The following is a 16023-nucleotide window of genomic DNA, read 5'->3' as shown; positions in this document are numbered from 1 at the left end:
GCCGGGGAAAGAGCCTTGGAGGTGTCCCCCCTCGGGACGAGCATGACCGACCCGATCCGCGACGGCGGGCAGGCGGCCGTCGCGGTTCTCGGTGTCACCCTGGCCGCGGTTCACGTTCGTCACGTGATTTCGATGAGCGACCCCCTGCTCGTCGTGGTTGAGGCGGCGATCCCGCTCGGACTGGCGTTGGGGCTGGTCGCGAGCGCCGGCTGGCTCCGCCGGGAGGGGTACACTCGCCGGGAGACGGGCTACGTGTTGGCGTGGATCGGCGTCGGCGTCTTCGCGATGCTGTGTGCCCTGCTGTGGACGATCGGCCACGAACTGTTCGCGGGGGCCGAGGTGGCGCACCTCTCGTACCTCGTCGCGAACAACGTCACCGCGGGGGCGGTGGGGGGCGTCGTCCTCGGCTCCTACGACGTGGCCACGCGTCGGCGCGAGCGCGCCTACGACGAGGCGCGAACCGAGGCCCAGCGCGAGCGCGACCGCTTCGCCACGCTGTTCGAAGGGGTTCCGAGCCCCACGGTCCACTACGAGTACGTGAACGGGGAGCCGCTGATCAGGGACGCCAACCCCGCCTTCGCCGAGGTGTTCGGCTTCAGCGAAGAGGAGGCGCTCGGCCGGTCCGTCGACGACCTGATCGTCCCGCCCGACCGCCAGGACGAGGCCGCCGCGCTCAACGAGCGACTCGACGAGCGGGACCTCCAGGTGGAGGTGCAGCGCCGCGCCGCGGACGGCATCCGGGACTTTCTGCTGTACACCGTCCCGCTCTCCGAGACCTCCGAACACGGCTTCGCCACCTACGTCGACATCACCGAGCAGAAGCGCCGCGAGCAGCGCCTGCAGGTGCTGAACCGCGTCCTCAGACACGACCATCGGAACGCGATGAACGTGGTCATGGGCCACGCCGCCGACATCGTCGAGGCGAGCGAGGACCCCGCGACCCTCGCTCACGCGGAGGCGATCCGGTCGCGGTCGGAGGACCTCCTCGAGCGGAGCCGAAAGGCCAGGTCCGTCGAGCGCGCGCTCGGCGAGGAGAGCGACCGGCGGACGGCGGTCGACGTGGCGGCGCTGGTCCGGCGGCGCGCCGCCGCCCTCTCCAACTCCGTCGACGCGCCCGATCTGACGGTCGACACGCCCGCGCACCCGGTGTGGGTCGTCGGCAACGACCTACTCGACGTGGCCGTGGACAACCTGCTCGAGAACGCCGCCAAACACGCGGACGACCCGACGATCGAGGTGCGCGTGAGGCCGGGCGATCCCGTTCGGGTGACCGTCCGCGACGATGGCCCGGGCATCCCCGACGAGGAGCTGTCGGTGCTCGAGCGCGACCGCGAGACGCAGCTTCACCACACGAGCGGACTGGGGCTGTGGCTCGTCACGTGGATCGTCCGGGACGTCGACGGCGAGGTGTCGTTCCGGACGCTCGACGACGGCACCGAAGTGACGCTATCGCTGGAGCCGATGGCGCCGCCGAGCGAAGACGAGGCCGACGGCGCCGAGTGATCGCGAGGTCGATGGCGCCGAATGAGTGCGAACCCGACGGCGAGCGACGCCGGCGGGAGCCTACAGCGCCGCCTCGTAGGCCGCCAGCGTCTCCTCGACGTCCTCGTCGGTGTGGGCGTAGGAGACGAACTGGCTCTCGAACTGGTTGGCGGTGAGGAAGACGCCGCGCTCCTTCATCTCCTGCCAGAAGACGCGCTCCCAGCGGTCGGTCTCCGCGTTCGCCACGTCCGCGCCGTTCTTCGGGCAGTAGTCGTAGCGCGGGCAGTCGGGGTCCTGCCGACAGCCGCCGGGACACTGGCCGTCGAGGTCGCGCGGCCCCTCGCGGGTGAAGATCGTCTTGAACAGCGAGTCGGTGCCGACGACGGTGTACTCGGGCGCCCGCTCGGCGCAGATCTCCGAGATGCCCTCGCGGAGCTTCCGGCCGAGCCGGTTGACGTGCTCGTACACGTCGTTCTCCGCGGCGTATCTGAGGGTCTCGAGCCCCGCGGCCATCGTGACCGGGTGGCCCGAGAAGGTGCCCGACTGGAACACGTCGCCGCTCGGCGTGAACTCCTCGATCACGTCCGCGCGCCCGCCGATCGCGCCGACCGGGAAGCCGCCACCGACGATCTTGCCGAACGTGGTCACGTCGGGCGTGACGCCGAACTTGCCCTGCGCACAGCCGAGGCCGCCGACGCGGAAGCCGGTGATCACCTCGTCGAAGATCAGGAGGGCGCCGTGGTCGTCACAGAGGTCCCGGAGCGTCTCGTGGTAGCCGTCGACCGGCATTACGATCCCCTTGTTCGCGAGGATCGGCTCGACGAGGACCGCCGCGATGTCGTCGCCGTGCTCCTCGAACACCTCCGTCGCGGCCTCGGGGTCGTTGAACGGCACCGGGAGCGTGTGCTCCGCGAACGCCTCCGGGATCCCCGGCGTCGAGGGATGGGCGTCGCCCGCCTCGCCCGCGACGAGCGTCGACTCCTGTGCGCCGTGGTAGCCGCCCTGCATGACGACGATCTTGTCGCGGCCGGTGTGGCCGCGCGCAAGCCGGACCGCGGAGACGGTCGCCTCCGTCCCGGAGTTGACGAACCGCGTCATCTCCACGCTCGGGACGTGCCGGGCCAGGAACTCCGCGTGCTCGACCTCGACCTCCGTCGGCGCGCCGTACATCGGCCCCGCCGCGACGTGCGACTGGATCGCCGCCGACACCGGTTCTGGCAGGTCGTGGCCGTACAGCAGGGGACCGTACCCCATCACCCAGTCGACGTACCGGTTGCCGTCGGCGTCGATCACGTGGCCGCCGTCGCCGCGCTCGATAAAGAACGGGTGCGGCATGGTGGCGCGGACCGAGGAGTTGACGCCGCCCGGCAGCACCGACAGCGCGCGGTCGTAGAGCTCCCGCGAGCGCTCGTGGTTCATGTCTCCCGCTTCGGCGCGGCGGCCCAAAGTCCTTGTCGAGTCGGCGGCCGCCGCCGGGTCGGGGGTGACGCGACCCGGACGTTGCCCGGACGCCGGGGCGCTCACATCCTGTCGCCGTCCGTCGTCCCGCCGGCGGCCGTCTCCCCGCCGTCCATTCCGGAGCCCCGCGCCATGATCAGGCCGCTGGCGAGCATCACCAGCGCGAGCGCGGTCATCCCGAGGTCGACCCCCATCAGGCCGGCGCTCCCCACGGCCGAGCCCATGGCGTCGCTCCCCATCCCCGACCCCATGCCGCCGTCCATCCCGCCGCCCATGCCGCTCCCGTCGGCGAGGAACCCCGCAGCCAGCCCGACCTGGATCGCGAGCATGGTCAGCGCGTAGACGGCCATCAGGGGGCCGCTGGCGTCGCCGATGCGGTCGGCGGCGGGCGTCAAAAGTGCGATGCCGTGAACGAGCGCGACGGCGCCGACGACCAGCATCAGCCACCCGGCCGTCACCATGCGCGAGGCGGTCGTCGCGCTGATCACCGAGTAGCCGCCGGACGCCACGCCCACCGCGGCGCCGTACAGACGCGTGTTCGAGACCATGTCCTCCCGTTGCGGGGCCACCCACATAGCCGTGGACCCGGATCCGCGTTCGGGTCGCACGGCCGGCGGCGGTGCGGTCGCTCGGCGGTGCAGTCGCTCGGCGGCGACCGAGCGTCCGGGACGGAGAAGCCCGCGCGGGGCGGCGTCGGGCCGACCGCGCGGGGGAGGAGCAACCACAGCGTCGTGACGAAGCGAGACGGGCGCGACCGCCCGCCACACACCCAAGCGTCACCCCGCGCGTCGTCACGGCCGGGCGGGGTTCGGAATGCCGTCGACGGCGGAGCGTCGCCTCAGACCGCTTCCACCCCGCGGGCGCCCGTGCGGACCTGCAGCGCGTCCTCGACGGGCATGATGAACACCTTGCCGTCGCCGGGTTCGCCGGTGGAGGCGGCGTCGGCGATGGCCTCCGCGACCTCGTCGGCGGGCACGTCCGCGACCACGCACTCCACCTTCACCTTCTGGTGGAGGTCGACGACGTACTCCTCGCCGCGCCACTGGCCCTTCTTGGCGGGCTGGGAGCCGCGGCCGGAGACGTTCGTGACGGTCAGCGACGGCGCGCCGGTCTCCGCGAGCGCGGTCTTCACGTCGCCGAGCTTGTCCGGGCGGATGATCGCCGTGACCATCTCGATGCCCGAGCCCTCGCCGCCGTCCGTGCGGACGACGCCGGCGTCGCCGCCGTCCGCGGCGATGGGCTTGCCGAACTCGGGGTAGGTGTCGACGCCGTGTTCGGAGACGTCGAGGCCCTCGCGCTCGTGCTGCGGCGAGACGCGGGCCTGTCCGGCGGCCTTGAACGCGCCGAAGACGGCGCCGGTCGCGACGACGGTCCAGACCGTGATGACCGCGGTGCCGACGACCTGCGCGACGAGCAGGTCGACCGAGAAGCCGTTGACGTGGACGAACGGCAGCGCCAGCACGCCGATGACGCCGGCGGAGCCGTGGACCGGGAAGACGGCGCAGACGTCGTCGATCTTCAGGCGGTCGGAGACGAACTCGAAGACGAACGGGAGCTGGAGGCCGCAGACTAACGCGACGGCCATGGCGCCCCACCACGTGACGACGTTGGCGATGCCCGTCACGCCGACGAGGCCCGCGAGCAGTCCGTTCGCGACGTACAGCGTGTCGACCTTCCCGTTGACCGAGAGGGAGGCGATGGCGGCGCCCACCGCGCCGAACGCCATCCCGACGGTGGTTGCGAGCGCGACGCGGCCCACGGAGGCGTACCCGCCGAGCGCGAGCTCGCCCGCCTCGGTGGTCGTGAAGACGGTCGCGGTGGTGCCGACGTTGAAGCCGTACCAGCCGAACGCCAGCACCAGCGTCCCGAGCACCGCGAAGGTGATCGAGTGGCCCGGGATGACGTTCGTGGAGCCGTCGTCGGCGTAGCGGTCGATGCGCGGGCCGAGGACGTACGCGGCCGTGAGGCCGGCGATGCCGCCCATGCCGTGGACGATCATGCCGCCCGCGAAGTCGACGAAGCCGAGCGAGGCGAGGAAGCCGCCGCCCCACGTGAAGCCGACCACGACGGGGTAGATGACTGCCGCGAGCAGCAGCGTGTAGCCGACGTACGCGCGGAGCTTCGCGCGGCCGGCGACCGCGCCGGAGACGATGGTCGCGGCCGTCATCGCGAAGACGGCGCCGAAGAGCCAGCTGTTGACCCAGGCGCCGTCCTCGGCGCCCATCACGGCCGTGAACTGGCCGAGACCGTAGGAGCCGCCGCCGGTGAGACCGCCGACGAACGCCTCCAGCCCGAAGCCGATGAAGAAGTAGGCGATGACGCCCACGCTCCAGGTCAGCAGGTTCTTCGTCAGCTGGTTGGCGACGTTCTTCGCGCGGACCTGTCCCGCCTCCAGCATCGCGAAGCCCGCGTGCATGAAGAAGATCAGGAAGCAGGCGACCGCGACCCACATCAGGTTCACGCCCTCCGCGATGACGGAGGGGTCGACCTGCGCGAGCAGACCGGCGCCGAGCGTCATGCCGACATCACCTCAGCGAGCCCCAATTCCAAACGATCGTTCACTGGTACACCCGAACCGCGTGCGTTCGTATCGTGAATCACGTCTCGACTTGGTGGAACGGCCATACATAAAGATTGGAGTTGGGTTTGTCAAAAATCCAGGCCGAGAATACAGCAGCCGTCAGATATAGGGACGAATAAGGGCAATATAAGGACGTAATTCGCCGACAGACCGTGCAAGTGTTGCCACGGAACTTGACGGCCATAGTGTCAGAATGTCCGAGAGATACGGCCGAAACGCTCGCGCGCACCCGGAGTTCGAGGCCCATCAACCCGGCTCTCCGGGGTCGACGGGTCGGGATCCCTCACCGTGGGATCGTGCTGCCGATCAATTTTCGGTCTCCTGCGGTCGCGGTGCGGTGCTGTGGCGGTCGCGGTCGCTGAGCGGTTTTCTGTCTCGGCCGCGGTGCGGTGCTGATGCAGTCGCTGTGGGGTTATGTGCGAGGTAGTGGTACCGCGGCGGCGCGAGGGCGCGAAGCGCCCGCAGCGCCGACCGCGGCCCCTTTTTGATCGACATTTTTCAAGGGAGCGGTGAGCGCGGCGCCTGCGCCGCGCTCACCCGACCGCAGAAAAAGGTCGTCTTACTCCGGCTTCAGCCCCTCGTTCTGGACGCGCATGACGGCCTCGCCGTCCGCGAGGTTGGGCGCGTCGACGAGACGGACGATCCGCTTGTCGCCCTTCGACTTGCGGAGGTAGATGCGGAAGGTGGAGGCGTGGCCGAGGATGTTGCCGCCGATGGCCTGCGTGGGGTCGCCGAAGTAGGAGTCGGGGTTAGAGGCGACCTGGTTGGTGACGAGGATGGCGGTGTTGAACAGGTCGCCGATCCGCATCAGGTCGTGGAGGTGCTTGTTGAGCTTCTGCTGGCGCTCGGCGAGTTCGCCGCGGCCGACGTACTCCGCGCGGAAGTGCGCGGTCAGGGAGTCGACGCAGACGATGCGGATGGGCCACTCGCTCTCCTCGTGCTCGCCGGCCAGTTCCTTGGCCTTCTCCGCGAGCAGGATCTGGTGGTTGGAGTTGAACGCCTTCGCGACGTGGATCTGGTCCAGGAACGCGGCGACGAGCTCCTCCATCGCCTCGTCGTCGTCCGGCGAGCCCTCGATCTCGCGGCGCTCGAACTCGTCTTCGATGATCTCGTCGTCGAGCCCGCGGACCATGTCGTCGATCCGCTCGGGGCGGAAGGTGTCCTCGGAGTCGACGAAGATGCAGCCGCCTTCGAGGCCGCCGTTCTCCTTCGAGAGCTGGACGTTGACGGCCATCTGGTGGGTCACCTGCGACTTGCCGGCGCCGAACTCGCCGTACACTTCGGTGATCGACTGCGTCTCGATGCCGCCGCCGAGCAGGTCGTCAACCTCGTCGATCTGCCACGAGAGCTTGCCGATCTGCTCGCGTCGTTCGAGCACGGTCGCGCCGGTTTCGAAGCCGCCCACGTCCGCCGCCTCGCGGGCGGCGTTGATGATGTCGGACGCGGACGACTCGCCGATGTCGGCGGTGTTCGACAGCTCGCCGGGGCTGGCCACGGCGATGCTCTGGTAGCTCTCGAAACCGCTGTCGACGAGTTTGTCGGCCGTCGCGGGGCCGACGCCGGGAAGGTCCTCGAGTTCGTCTTCGGGCATGTACTCCCGCCTTGTCCGTCACCGCATATAAACCCCCGTTAACACCGGAGTGAAAGTGAATCGGGGGCGGACCGGCTCCAACCCGGATGGCTCGCTACGGGTGAAAAATTCGCGGGCGAAAGGGAGGGAGTGCGAGGCGAAAGGGAGGGAGTGCGAGGCGAAAGAGAGGGAACGCGGGCGGGTTAGAACTCGACGCGGCGAACGTAGGCGAGGTCGCGGATCTCGACGAGCAGGTCGCCGGGGATCGCCTCGTCGGTGATGACGTACAGTTTGGGGTCGTCGGTGAACTCCGGGTCCTCGCTTATGACCTGCCGGATGGAGATGCCGTGGTCGGCGATCAGGCCGGTCACCTCCGCGACGATCCCCGACTCGTCCGCGGCCGCGACCTCCACCGTGAGCACGGTCAGGTCGAGCACCGGCGCCAGGTCCATCAGGCTCGGGATCGCGGAGATGTTGGCGAAGATCCGGCGGAGCTCCGGGTCCGCGAGGATCGCGTCGGTCGTCGAGTCGACCACGCGCCGGTCCACGTCCAGCTCGCGCGCGATCCCGGTGTAAGGGATCTCGATCCCCCCGGAGACGACGCGCCCCTCGTCGTTGACGGAGAAGCCGCGCTCAAGAAGCAGCCGGATGACCGACTGCTGGCTCGGCGAGCCCTCGAACTTCTCCATAATCTCGTCGAACATCCGTTACTCGAACGCCCGCCGCGCGGGGCTTAAAAGGCACGGGGTGATCCGTGACGGGAGCGGCGACGGCCGCCCGCTACAACTCGCCCTTCGTGCTCGGCGTGTCGGACCGGCGGTCGTCGATCCGGGTCGCGTCGTCGAGCGCCCGTGCGAGCGCCTTGAACAGCGCCTCGACCTCGTGGTGGGCGTTGTCGCCGCGCTCGATCCCTGCGTGCAGCGTCAGGTCGGCGTTGTGCGCCAGCGACATCGCGAAGTGGTCGGCCATGACGCTCGTGAACTCCCCGACCGACTCCTGCGAGAACGCGCCGTCGAACTCGTAATACGGCCGGCCCGAGACGTCGACCACGACGGACGCGACCGCCTCGTCGAGGGGCACGCGCCGGTCGGCGTAGCGCCGGATCCCGCGCTTGTCGCCGAGCGCCTCCGCGAACGCCTCGCCCAGACAGATCGCCACGTCCTCGACGGTGTGGTGGTCGTCGATGTGGGTGTCGCCGTCGCACTGGACGGTCAGGTCGAAGAGGCCGTGCTTGGCGAACGACTCCAGCATGTGGTCGAAGAAGCCGACGCCGGTGTCCACCGCGGCGTCGCCGTCGCCGTCGACGGCGAGCGTCAGGTCGATCTCCGTCTCGGCGGTCGCCCGCGAGACGGCCGCGCTCCGGTCGCTCATACACGCCCCCTCGCGGGCCGGTCATAAGGTGGTTGCGCTCGCTCGAGCGCCACCCCGCCGCGTTCCCCGCTATCGGACCCCGGCGTCCGCCTCGTCGACCGCGTCCGCCGCCGCCTGCGCCTCCGCGAGCGTGAACTCGCCCTCGTACAGCGCCGTGCCGACGACGACCGCGGCCGCGCCGGCCTCCTTCAGCGCGACCACGTCCTCGACCGACGCGACGCCGCCGGAGGCGACGACGGGAATGTCGACCGCCTCCACCACGGCCTCGACCGCCCCGCGGTCGATCCCCGAGAGCTGTCCCTCCACGTCGACGTTCGTGAACAGCACCGCGCCGGCGCCGAGGTCCTCGTAGCGCGCGGCCGCCTCGGCCGGGTCCAGCCCGGTGGACTCGGTCCAGCCGGAGACCACGACCTCGCCGTCCTTCGCGTCGAGGCTCACCATCACCGACCCCGGATGCGTCTCGGAGATCTCCGCGACGATCTCGGGGCTCTCGACCGCGGCCGTCCCGAGGATCACGCGGTCGAGGCCCAGCTCCAACAGGTCGACCGCGCCCGCGGCGGTCCGGATCCCGCCGCCGAGCTGGAGGCCGACACGGCCGGGTGTCCCGCCGTCCGCGCCGTTCCTCGCGTCGTCCGTCTCGACCCCTTCCACCGCCTCGACCACGGCCTCGACGGCCGCCGCGTTGACGCGCTCGCCCTCGAACGCGCCGTCGAGGTCGACGAGGTGGAGCGTGCGCGCGCCCGCGTCGATCCACCGCTCCGCGGCCTCGACCGGGTCGCCGTATCGCTTGCCGGTGCCGCGTTCGCCCTGCACGAGCTGGACGACCTCGCCGTCCTGCACGTCGACGGCGGGGATCACCTCGAACTCCGGGAAGTGGCTCATGGGGTCGGCTACCGCCGGTTCGGGGTTAAGGCGGTCGGTTCCGGCGACGGTCCCCTCCCGCGGGCGCGTCCTTATGTAGCAAGCCGAGCCAGCCGTCCCGTGACCTGACCGCAACCGCGGGGCGGGCGAAACGGGGGCCAGCGCCCTCGACACGCGCGCGGTCGCCGACCGCGACGCGAGAGCGCGGCAGTCGCCCCGCGAACTCGGTGTCTCCCGGCGCCACAGCCGCCTGTTCGCCAGCCGCGTCCGCCACCGTCAGTGACGGGACCCCCGTCAGCGTCCGCTACAGCCGCTCCGCGATGGTCCGCGCCGTCTTCTGGCCGACGCCGTCCACGTCGGTCAGGTCCTCGACGGACGCGTCGCGGACGCTCCCGACCGACCCGAACCGACGGAGGAGCCGCCGGCGCGTCTCGGGGCCGACGCCCGGCACGTCGTCGAGGACGGTCGAGACTTCGTCGCGGACCGTCTGGTGGTACTGGACCGCGAAGCGGTGCGCCTCGTCGCGCACGCGCTGGAGGAGGTGTAGCTCCGGCGCGTCGTCCGGCCAGTCCCGCGGGCCGTCCGGCGTGATCACGGTCTCCTCGGCCTTCGCCAGCGCGACGACCGGCACGTCCCAGCCGGTCTCCGCGAGCGCGTCCCGCGCGGCCGCGAGCTGTCCCTCGCCGCCGTCGATCAGCAACAGGTCCGGGTCGGGGCGGTCGTCCTCGTCCTCGACCGCCCGCGTCGCCCGCCAGCGGATCAGCGCGCGCATGTTGGCGTAGTCGTCGTTTCGCTCCGGGAGCTTCTTCCGCCGGTAGTCGGCCGTCTCGGCGCTCCCGTCGACGAAGCAGACGTCGGAGCCGACGACCGCGGTTCCCTGCGCGTGGCTCACGTCGAACCCCTCGATCCGGTCGGGGCGGTCGATGCCGAGCCGGTCCGCGAGCGCGCCGAGCTCGTCGTCCCGCCCGCCGCGCCGCCGGGCGTTCTTGAGCGCGAGGTCGACCAGCTTCGCCTCGCGCCCCGCGCCGGGAACGCGCACGTCGACGCCCTCGCGTGCCAGCCAGTCGATCACGTCCTCGTCGGGCGGCCGCTCGGCGAGCAGGACGACGTCCGGGAGGTCGCGCTCGGTGTAGTACTGGGTGAGGAAGGCCCCGAGCACCGCGGCCGGCGTGTCCGCGGCCGTCCCGTCCTCGCCCGTCGGCGCGTCGAGGCGGTGGCGGCTCCGATCGACGAGCTGGCCGCGCTCGCTGTGGAGCCGCGCCACGCGCGGGGATCCTCCCTCGACCGCAGCCGCGAGCACATCGGTCGTCTCCGCGGAAGGGCGGCCGGCGACCGCCTCCGAGCCGCCGCCGTGGAACGCCTCGACGGCCGCCAGCCTGTCCCGGAGATTCGCCGCGCGCTCGAACTCCTCGCGCTCCGCGGCCGCCTCCATCTCCCGCCGGATCGGGTCCGCGAGCGCGCCGGTTTCACCCTCGAAGAATCGGCGTGCGGCGGTCACGTCCTCGCGGTACGTCTCCGGGTCGATCTCCCCCGTACACGGCGCCGTACACAGCCCCATCTCGTAGTCGAGACAGGGGCGGTCGCGGTCGCTGTACTTGTGGTTCGAGCAGCCGCGCAACCCGTAAGTCTCCCGGACCGCCTTCACCACCGTCTCGACGCGCCCTTTGTTCGTGTAGGGGCCGAACGCAGTCGCTCCCTCCTCGGGGTCGCGCGTGACTTCGATCCGCGGCACGGGGTGGTCGGTGAACTGGACCAGCGGGTAGGACTTGTCGTCCTTCAGCCGAACGTTGAACCGCGGCTGGAGCCGCTTGATCAGGTTCGCCTCCAGCAGCAGCGCCTGCGTCTCGGTGTCCGTGACCGCGAAGTCGATCCCGTCCGCTCGGTCGACCATTCCGCGGATACGCCCCGACCGCGGGTCGGCGTACGACCGGACGCGTGCGCGGAGGTCGACCGCCTTGCCGACGTACAGCGTCGTGTCGCCGTCCTGGAACTGGTAGACCCCCGGCTCGGCCGGGAGATCGGCCGCTCGTTCGCGGACCGCGGCGGCGTCCATCAGGTTCCCGTAGCCGCCTCGCGGGTTTGAACGCTACGGGGTCGGACCCGGGAGACGCGGTGAGAAGCCGGTCAACGCTTATCCCCGCGTGGTCCTGACTCCCGGCCATGCAGCGGCAACCGCCCGGCCCCGCCGGTGACCCGGTACTGGGGAGCGCACGCCGGTACGCCGACGACCCCTTCCGATTTCTGTCCGCCTGCGGGGCGGCCTACGGCGACGTGGTACGCTTCGATCTGGGCCCTCGAGAGACGTACATGCTCACGAACCCCCGCGACGTCGAGCGCGTGCTCGTGAGCGAGTCGAACCGCTACCGGAAAGCCGACCTCGGCGACCGCGCCATCGACGACCTGCTCGGCGACGGCCTGCTGATGAGCGACGGCGAGATGTGGGAGCGACGACGGTCGCTCGCGAACCCCGCCTTCGACATGCGGCGGATCACCGGACTCGGGGAGATGATGGCACAGCAGGCGGAGACGGTCGTCTCGGAGTGGGAGCCGGGGGAGACGGTCGACGTCCAGCTGGCGTTCGCGCAGCTCACGGTCCGGATCATCGCCACGGCGATGTTCGGCGTCGACGCCGACGAGGAGACCGTTCGCCGCGTCCAGGAATCGCTGGAGCCGCTCGGCGCGCGCTTCGAGCCGGACCCGCGGCGAGTTCTCCTGCCCGACTGGGCGCCGACCCGGGAGAACCGCGCCTTCGACGCCGCGGTCGCGGAGCTGGAGTCGGTCGTCGACGACGTGCTCGAGCGCCGGCGCGGGACCGCGCGCGACCCGGCCGCGGACCCGGCCGGCGACGCCGGAACGGCGGTGACCGACCCCGTCACGGGCGAGAGCGGCATGCCGATGGACCTGCTGTCGGTGCTGCTGCGCGCGCGAGAGGCGGGCGCGGTCGATGACCGAGGGATCCGCGACGAGCTCGTGACGATGTTGCTGGCGGGTCACGACACCACGGCGCTGACGCTCACCTACGCCTTCTACCTCCTCTCGGAGCACCCCGCCGAGCGCGAGCGCGTCGAGGCGGGGGTCGACGACGTGGTCGGGACCGGCCGACCGGACGCGGCCGACGCGCGCGAACTGACGGTCGTGGGGAACGCCCTCGACGAGGCGATGCGGCTCTACCCGCCGGTCTACACCCTGTTCCGCCAGCCGACGGTCGACGTGAAACACGCCGGCTACCGCGTGCCCGCGGACGCGCTCGTGATGCTCCCGCAGTGGGTCGTCCACCGCTCGGATCGGTGGTACGACGACCCCGAGGCGTTCGATCCCGGCCGCTGGACGCCCGAGCGGTCGGCCGATCGCCCGCGGTTCGCCTTCTTCCCGTTCGGCGGCGGGCCGCGCCACTGCATCGGCCGCGGTTTCTCGCTGCTCGAGGCGAAGATCATCCTCGCGACGGTCTGCTCGCGCTATCGGCTCGACTACGAGGGGCCGGCGCTGTCGCTTCGCGGGTCGCTGACGATGCATCCCGAGGGGCCGGTCACGATGCGCGTCCGGGAGCGGTAGGGTCAGTCGGGGGCGGAAACCCTCCCGCAGAGGGACAGAAATAACCCGTCGCGATCAGCCGCGAAGCGGCACCGTCGCGGCGACCTCCCGGAACTCGGGGTCGTAAACGTCCAGCTCGCTCGCGGTCCAGCTCACGGGCTCGACGTCCGCCGCCAGCAGGCGCTCGACGGCGTCGCGGTCGCCGCCGCGCGCGAGGGTGACGTGCGGGACGTAGTCGTCCCCCTCGATGCCGTCGACCGGGTCGAACGCGCCACAGAGTCGGCGATGGAGCCGTCGGAGGGCGTCGCTCTCCACAGCGAGGTAGACGACCGGTCCCGGTCCCTGGGCGGGGCGTTCGAAGGCGTCGATCCCCGCGATCCGGAGGTCGATCGGCGCGGTGCCGGCCAGCAGCGGGCGGAGTTCCTCGCGGAGCGCCGCGAGCGCGCGGTCCTTGTGCGGGGCGCGGCCGGCGACCGGGAGGTCGTCGACGCCGATGCGCTTACAGACGAGGGTGTGACGCTCGCGGACGCGGTCGAAGGATACGAGCCGCGGCTGCAGGTCGTCCGCGATCCGCTCCACCGCGGGGGGAATCGGGACGTTCAGGCTGAACATTCAGATCCGGTCGGTGAGCCAGAGTACGATGAGGACGACGACGGCGACCCCGACGAGCGTCGGGATCGCACGGAAGACCGCGGCGGTGATCGATAGCACCTCGCCGAGGATCTCGAGGACGAGCCAGACGATCACGAGCCCGAGGATGAGCTTCAGCAGGTCCTCGACGTCGAGTTTGGCGCGGGTCATGCCTCGGTGTGGCGGCCGGGAGAGCAAAAGGACTGCGGCCGGCCGCGCTCCCTGAACCGACCGCGGGGCCGACACCCCTGCGGCAAGCGGAAACCGCTTAGTCCCGGGGGGAGAGAAAACGTCCATGGACCGCAGTTCGGACCGGACGGGCGCGCCGGACGCCGCGGCGTCGGCGAGGGGACTCGTCGCGACCGCGCTGGCGCTGGCGCTGCTCGTCACGGTCGTCGCGGGCGGCGCCGGGGCGCTGGTCGGCGGCGGCGGAGAGGGGGCCGCAGCCGGAGACGGCGCCGCCTCGGTCGTACAGCCCGAGGGGTTCGCCTCGGCGCAGGCGGTCGACGCCGACCGCGTGCTGCTGCGCGCGACCGTCGACGAGTCGGGCGACGCCTCGTGGCGCGTCGAGTACCGCGTGCGCCTCGACACGGAGGACCGGGAGGCCGCCTTCGAGGACCTGGAGGCCGACGTGGCCGAGAACGAGTCCGACTACGCCGCACGCTTCGAGGAGCGCATGGCCGCGACCGCGGCGACCGCCGAGAACGCGACCGGCCGCGAGATGACCGTCGGGAACACGACCGTGACGACCGCGCGGGAGCAGTTCCCCGAGGAGACGGGCCTGCTCGTCTACGAGTACGAGTGGACCGGCTTCGCCGCCGCGTCGGACGGCCGCCTGGAGATGGGCGACGCCCTCGGCGGGCTGTACCTGGAGGAGGGATACGCCCTGACGATCCGGTGGCCCGAGGGGTACGAGCGCGGGACTGCGTCGCCGCAGCCGGACGCGAGCGACGAGCGTTCCGTGACGTGGCGGGGACCGCGCGACTTCTCGGCCGACGAGCCGCGGGTGACCGCCGCACGGCCGAGCGTCCTCGACGGTGGCGGAACCGCGGTCGCCGGCGCCGTCGTCGTCGCGCTGGTGGCTGGACTGCTCTACTGGCGCCGCGAGTGGGTCCGGAACGCGGCCGGACTGGGCGACGGTGCCGCTAAGGGCGAAGGCGGCGGGGGCGGGGGCGAGAGCGAAGGCAGCGGTGGAGAGAGCGAAGGCGGCGAGGAGGGCGACGGCGGAGCGGCGGGAGCGGCTGCGGCGGCCGGCGGGGCCGAGGAGCCCGAGGCGAGCGAGCCGCCCGAGGAGCTGCTGAGCAACGAGGAGCGTGTGCTCAGGCTGCTGGAGCGGAACGGCGGCCGCATGAAACAGCAGGACGTGGTCTCGGAGCTCGACTGGACCGACGCCCGGACGAGCCAGGTCGTCTCCGGACTCCGCGAGGACGGGAAACTGGAGAGCTTCCGGCTCGGGCGCGAGAACGTGCTCCGTCTCCCCGAGGCGGACGAGGCGGGACCGGCCGGCGATGCCGACGAGGGGCGTGACGACGGCGGGGACGCGTAGCCGGGAAAACGCTTTGCCTCGCGCCTGCGAAGAGCAGGGGGCATGGAGACCAACTGCGAGGGCTGTGCCGGCTGCTGTGTCGACTGGCGAGCGCTCGCGGACCGTCCCGTTCCGGACCGGACCGGCCGTCGGAACCCCCTCGACGACACCTACGACTTGGTCCCGCTGACCCGGGACGAGGTGGCGGCGTTCGTCGACGACGGGCTCGGCGACGCGCTCGTGCCGCGCCTGTTCGCGCCGGCCGAGGGCGACGACTCGGTGACGGTGGACGGCCACGACCTCGCCGCGATCGACGGCCGGCCGGTGTTCATCGTCGGGCTGCGGAAGCCCCCGAAGGCGGTCGGTCCGTTCGATGCGGCGCCGCGCTGGCTCCCGACGTGCGTCTTTCTGGACCCCGACACGCTCCAGTGTCGGATCCACGGGTCGGAGCGTTACCCGCAGACCTGCGCCACCTATCCCGGACACAACCTGCGGTTGGAGCGCGAGACGGAGTGCGAGCGCGTCGAGGACGCGTTCGGCGGCGACCGACTGACCGACGGGGCGGTCCCCGAGGACCTCCCGCCGCCGCAGTTCGGTCCCACCGCGCTCGGCTCGACGGTGTTTGCCCATCCGGACCCGGACGCGCTGGAGGGCACCGTCGCGCGTCTCGCGGCCGCGGGACGGCGCGCGGGAGTCGGCTCCGTGCCCGGCGGCGACCCGGAGACGCCCCCGGCGACGGCGGCCGACCGGGGCACGTTCGTCGGCGCCGCGGTCGGCTCGCGCCCGATGTCGCTGTCGGTGAACCGCGACCGGATGGCCGAGGCGCGCGCGGCGGTCGAGAGCGCCGACTCGTGGGTCGGGCGCGCGCTGGACGAGTGGACCGAACGCGCCGCGGCCGCCGGCGGCGTCGGGGTGCCGGCCGACGACCCCGGGACGCTCGCGCGCGAGGTGGAGGACCGACGCGGCGCGCCCGGGACGCCCGGCTGGTGAGGCCCGAGCGGTGACCGCGCGGCG

The 16023-nt window shown here is 71.7% G+C and carries 14 protein-coding genes; 4 read left to right on the top strand and 10 right to left on the bottom strand.

Annotated elements, in window-relative coordinates; genetic code table 11:
• The first annotated feature begins 42 nt into the window (after positions 1–42).
• Entirely contained in the window at positions 43–1503 is a 1461-nt protein-coding gene (locus ACQE3L_RS11685; RefSeq protein ID WP_426963989.1) for an ATP-binding protein, read from the top strand.
• 60 nt (positions 1504–1563) lie between these two features.
• On the opposite strand, the gene hemL is transcribed toward ACQE3L_RS11685, so the two are convergent.
• From hemL to ACQE3L_RS11645, 8 genes are all read right to left on the bottom strand, one after another.
• Positions 1564–2901 (bottom strand): glutamate-1-semialdehyde 2,1-aminomutase, encoded by a 1338-nt coding sequence (gene hemL, locus ACQE3L_RS11680; protein WP_426963988.1) that lies wholly within the window; start codon positions 2899–2901, stop codon positions 1564–1566.
• Between the two features lie 101 nt (positions 2902–3002).
• Entirely contained in the window at positions 3003–3488 is a 486-nt protein-coding gene (locus ACQE3L_RS11675) for a hypothetical protein (RefSeq protein WP_426963986.1), read from the bottom strand.
• 290 nt (positions 3489–3778) lie between these two features.
• Positions 3779–5458: an ammonium transporter gene (locus ACQE3L_RS11670; protein ID WP_426963984.1), complete on the bottom strand. Its 1680-nt coding sequence runs from the start codon at positions 5456–5458 to the stop codon at positions 3779–3781.
• A gap of 622 nt (positions 5459–6080) precedes the next feature.
• Positions 6081–7112, bottom strand: a complete 1032-nt coding sequence (radA, locus tag ACQE3L_RS11665) for a DNA repair and recombination protein RadA (RefSeq protein ID WP_426963983.1) — start codon at positions 7110–7112, stop codon at positions 6081–6083.
• A gap of 182 nt (positions 7113–7294) precedes the next feature.
• A complete protein-coding gene (trpY, locus tag ACQE3L_RS11660) occupies positions 7295–7795 on the bottom strand; it encodes a TrpY family transcription regulator (protein WP_058367520.1) in 501 nt (166 codons plus the stop codon).
• A gap of 76 nt (positions 7796–7871) precedes the next feature.
• Complete coding sequence (hisB, locus tag ACQE3L_RS11655) at positions 7872–8462, bottom strand: imidazoleglycerol-phosphate dehydratase HisB (protein ID WP_426963981.1); 591 nt, start codon at positions 8460–8462, stop codon at positions 7872–7874.
• A 69-nt stretch (positions 8463–8531) separates the two neighbouring features.
• A complete protein-coding gene (gene hisA / locus ACQE3L_RS11650; RefSeq protein ID WP_426963979.1) occupies positions 8532–9344 on the bottom strand; it encodes a 1-(5-phosphoribosyl)-5-[(5-phosphoribosylamino)methylideneamino]imidazole-4-carboxamide isomerase in 813 nt (270 codons plus the stop codon).
• A 283-nt stretch (positions 9345–9627) separates the two neighbouring features.
• Complete coding sequence (locus ACQE3L_RS11645; protein WP_426963978.1) at positions 9628–11376, bottom strand: excinuclease ABC subunit C; 1749 nt, start codon at positions 11374–11376, stop codon at positions 9628–9630.
• Positions 11377–11483: 107 nt separating this feature from the next.
• Here ACQE3L_RS11645 and ACQE3L_RS11640 point away from each other — a divergent pair, with 107 nt between their 5' ends.
• The gene (locus ACQE3L_RS11640) at positions 11484–12875 is read left to right on the top strand and encodes a cytochrome P450 (protein WP_426963977.1); all 1392 of its coding nucleotides are present in this window, start codon (positions 11484–11486) and stop codon (positions 12873–12875) included.
• Between the two features lie 54 nt (positions 12876–12929).
• Here ACQE3L_RS11640 and ACQE3L_RS11635 read toward each other — a convergent pair whose 3' ends face one another.
• Positions 12930–13466, bottom strand: coding sequence for a 2'-5' RNA ligase family protein (locus tag ACQE3L_RS11635; protein ID WP_426963976.1), 537 nt, complete (start codon positions 13464–13466; stop codon positions 12930–12932).
• A complete protein-coding gene (locus ACQE3L_RS11630) occupies positions 13467–13655 on the bottom strand; it encodes a DUF7554 family protein (RefSeq protein ID WP_426963975.1) in 189 nt (62 codons plus the stop codon). It lies immediately after the preceding gene.
• 124 nt (positions 13656–13779) lie between these two features.
• Between ACQE3L_RS11630 and ACQE3L_RS11625 the strand changes: the two genes are divergently transcribed.
• Together ACQE3L_RS11625 and ACQE3L_RS11620 are read left to right on the top strand one after the other, a co-directional pair.
• Positions 13780–15030, top strand: coding sequence for a helix-turn-helix transcriptional regulator (locus ACQE3L_RS11625; RefSeq protein WP_426963973.1), 1251 nt, complete (start codon positions 13780–13782; stop codon positions 15028–15030).
• A 42-nt stretch (positions 15031–15072) separates the two neighbouring features.
• Positions 15073–15999: a YkgJ family cysteine cluster protein gene (locus ACQE3L_RS11620; RefSeq protein WP_426963971.1), complete on the top strand. Its 927-nt coding sequence runs from the start codon at positions 15073–15075 to the stop codon at positions 15997–15999.
• Positions 16000–16023 lie beyond the last annotated feature (24 nt).

Source organism: Haloparvum alkalitolerans (genome assembly GCF_050122995.1).
Lineage (GTDB): Archaea > Halobacteriota > Halobacteria > Halobacteriales > Haloferacaceae > Haloparvum > Haloparvum alkalitolerans.
Note: the sequence above shows the minus strand (reverse complement) of the source record. Positions and strands in the feature narration are given on the sequence as shown.

Coding starts and splice junctions, on each gene's coding strand:
- ACQE3L_RS11685 (WP_426963989.1), top strand. CDS start 43: ATGACCGACCCGATCCGCGACGGCGGGCAGGCGGCCGTCGCGGTTCTC.
- hemL (WP_426963988.1), bottom strand. CDS start 2,901: ATGAACCACGAGCGCTCGCGGGAGCTCTACGACCGCGCGCTGTCGGTG.
- ACQE3L_RS11675 (WP_426963986.1), bottom strand. CDS start 3,488: ATGGTCTCGAACACGCGTCTGTACGGCGCCGCGGTGGGCGTGGCGTCC.
- ACQE3L_RS11670 (WP_426963984.1), bottom strand. CDS start 5,458: ATGACGCTCGGCGCCGGTCTGCTCGCGCAGGTCGACCCCTCCGTCATC.
- radA (WP_426963983.1), bottom strand. CDS start 7,112: ATGCCCGAAGACGAACTCGAGGACCTTCCCGGCGTCGGCCCCGCGACG.
- trpY (WP_058367520.1), bottom strand. CDS start 7,795: ATGTTCGACGAGATTATGGAGAAGTTCGAGGGCTCGCCGAGCCAGCAG.
- hisB (WP_426963981.1), bottom strand. CDS start 8,462: ATGAGCGACCGGAGCGCGGCCGTCTCGCGGGCGACCGCCGAGACGGAG.
- hisA (WP_426963979.1), bottom strand. CDS start 9,344: ATGAGCCACTTCCCGGAGTTCGAGGTGATCCCCGCCGTCGACGTGCAG.
- ACQE3L_RS11645 (WP_426963978.1), bottom strand. CDS start 11,376: ATGGACGCCGCCGCGGTCCGCGAACGAGCGGCCGATCTCCCGGCCGAG.
- ACQE3L_RS11640 (WP_426963977.1), top strand. CDS start 11,484: ATGCAGCGGCAACCGCCCGGCCCCGCCGGTGACCCGGTACTGGGGAGC.
- ACQE3L_RS11635 (WP_426963976.1), bottom strand. CDS start 13,466: ATGTTCAGCCTGAACGTCCCGATTCCCCCCGCGGTGGAGCGGATCGCG.
- ACQE3L_RS11630 (WP_426963975.1), bottom strand. CDS start 13,655: ATGACCCGCGCCAAACTCGACGTCGAGGACCTGCTGAAGCTCATCCTC.
- ACQE3L_RS11625 (WP_426963973.1), top strand. CDS start 13,780: ATGGACCGCAGTTCGGACCGGACGGGCGCGCCGGACGCCGCGGCGTCG.
- ACQE3L_RS11620 (WP_426963971.1), top strand. CDS start 15,073: ATGGAGACCAACTGCGAGGGCTGTGCCGGCTGCTGTGTCGACTGGCGA.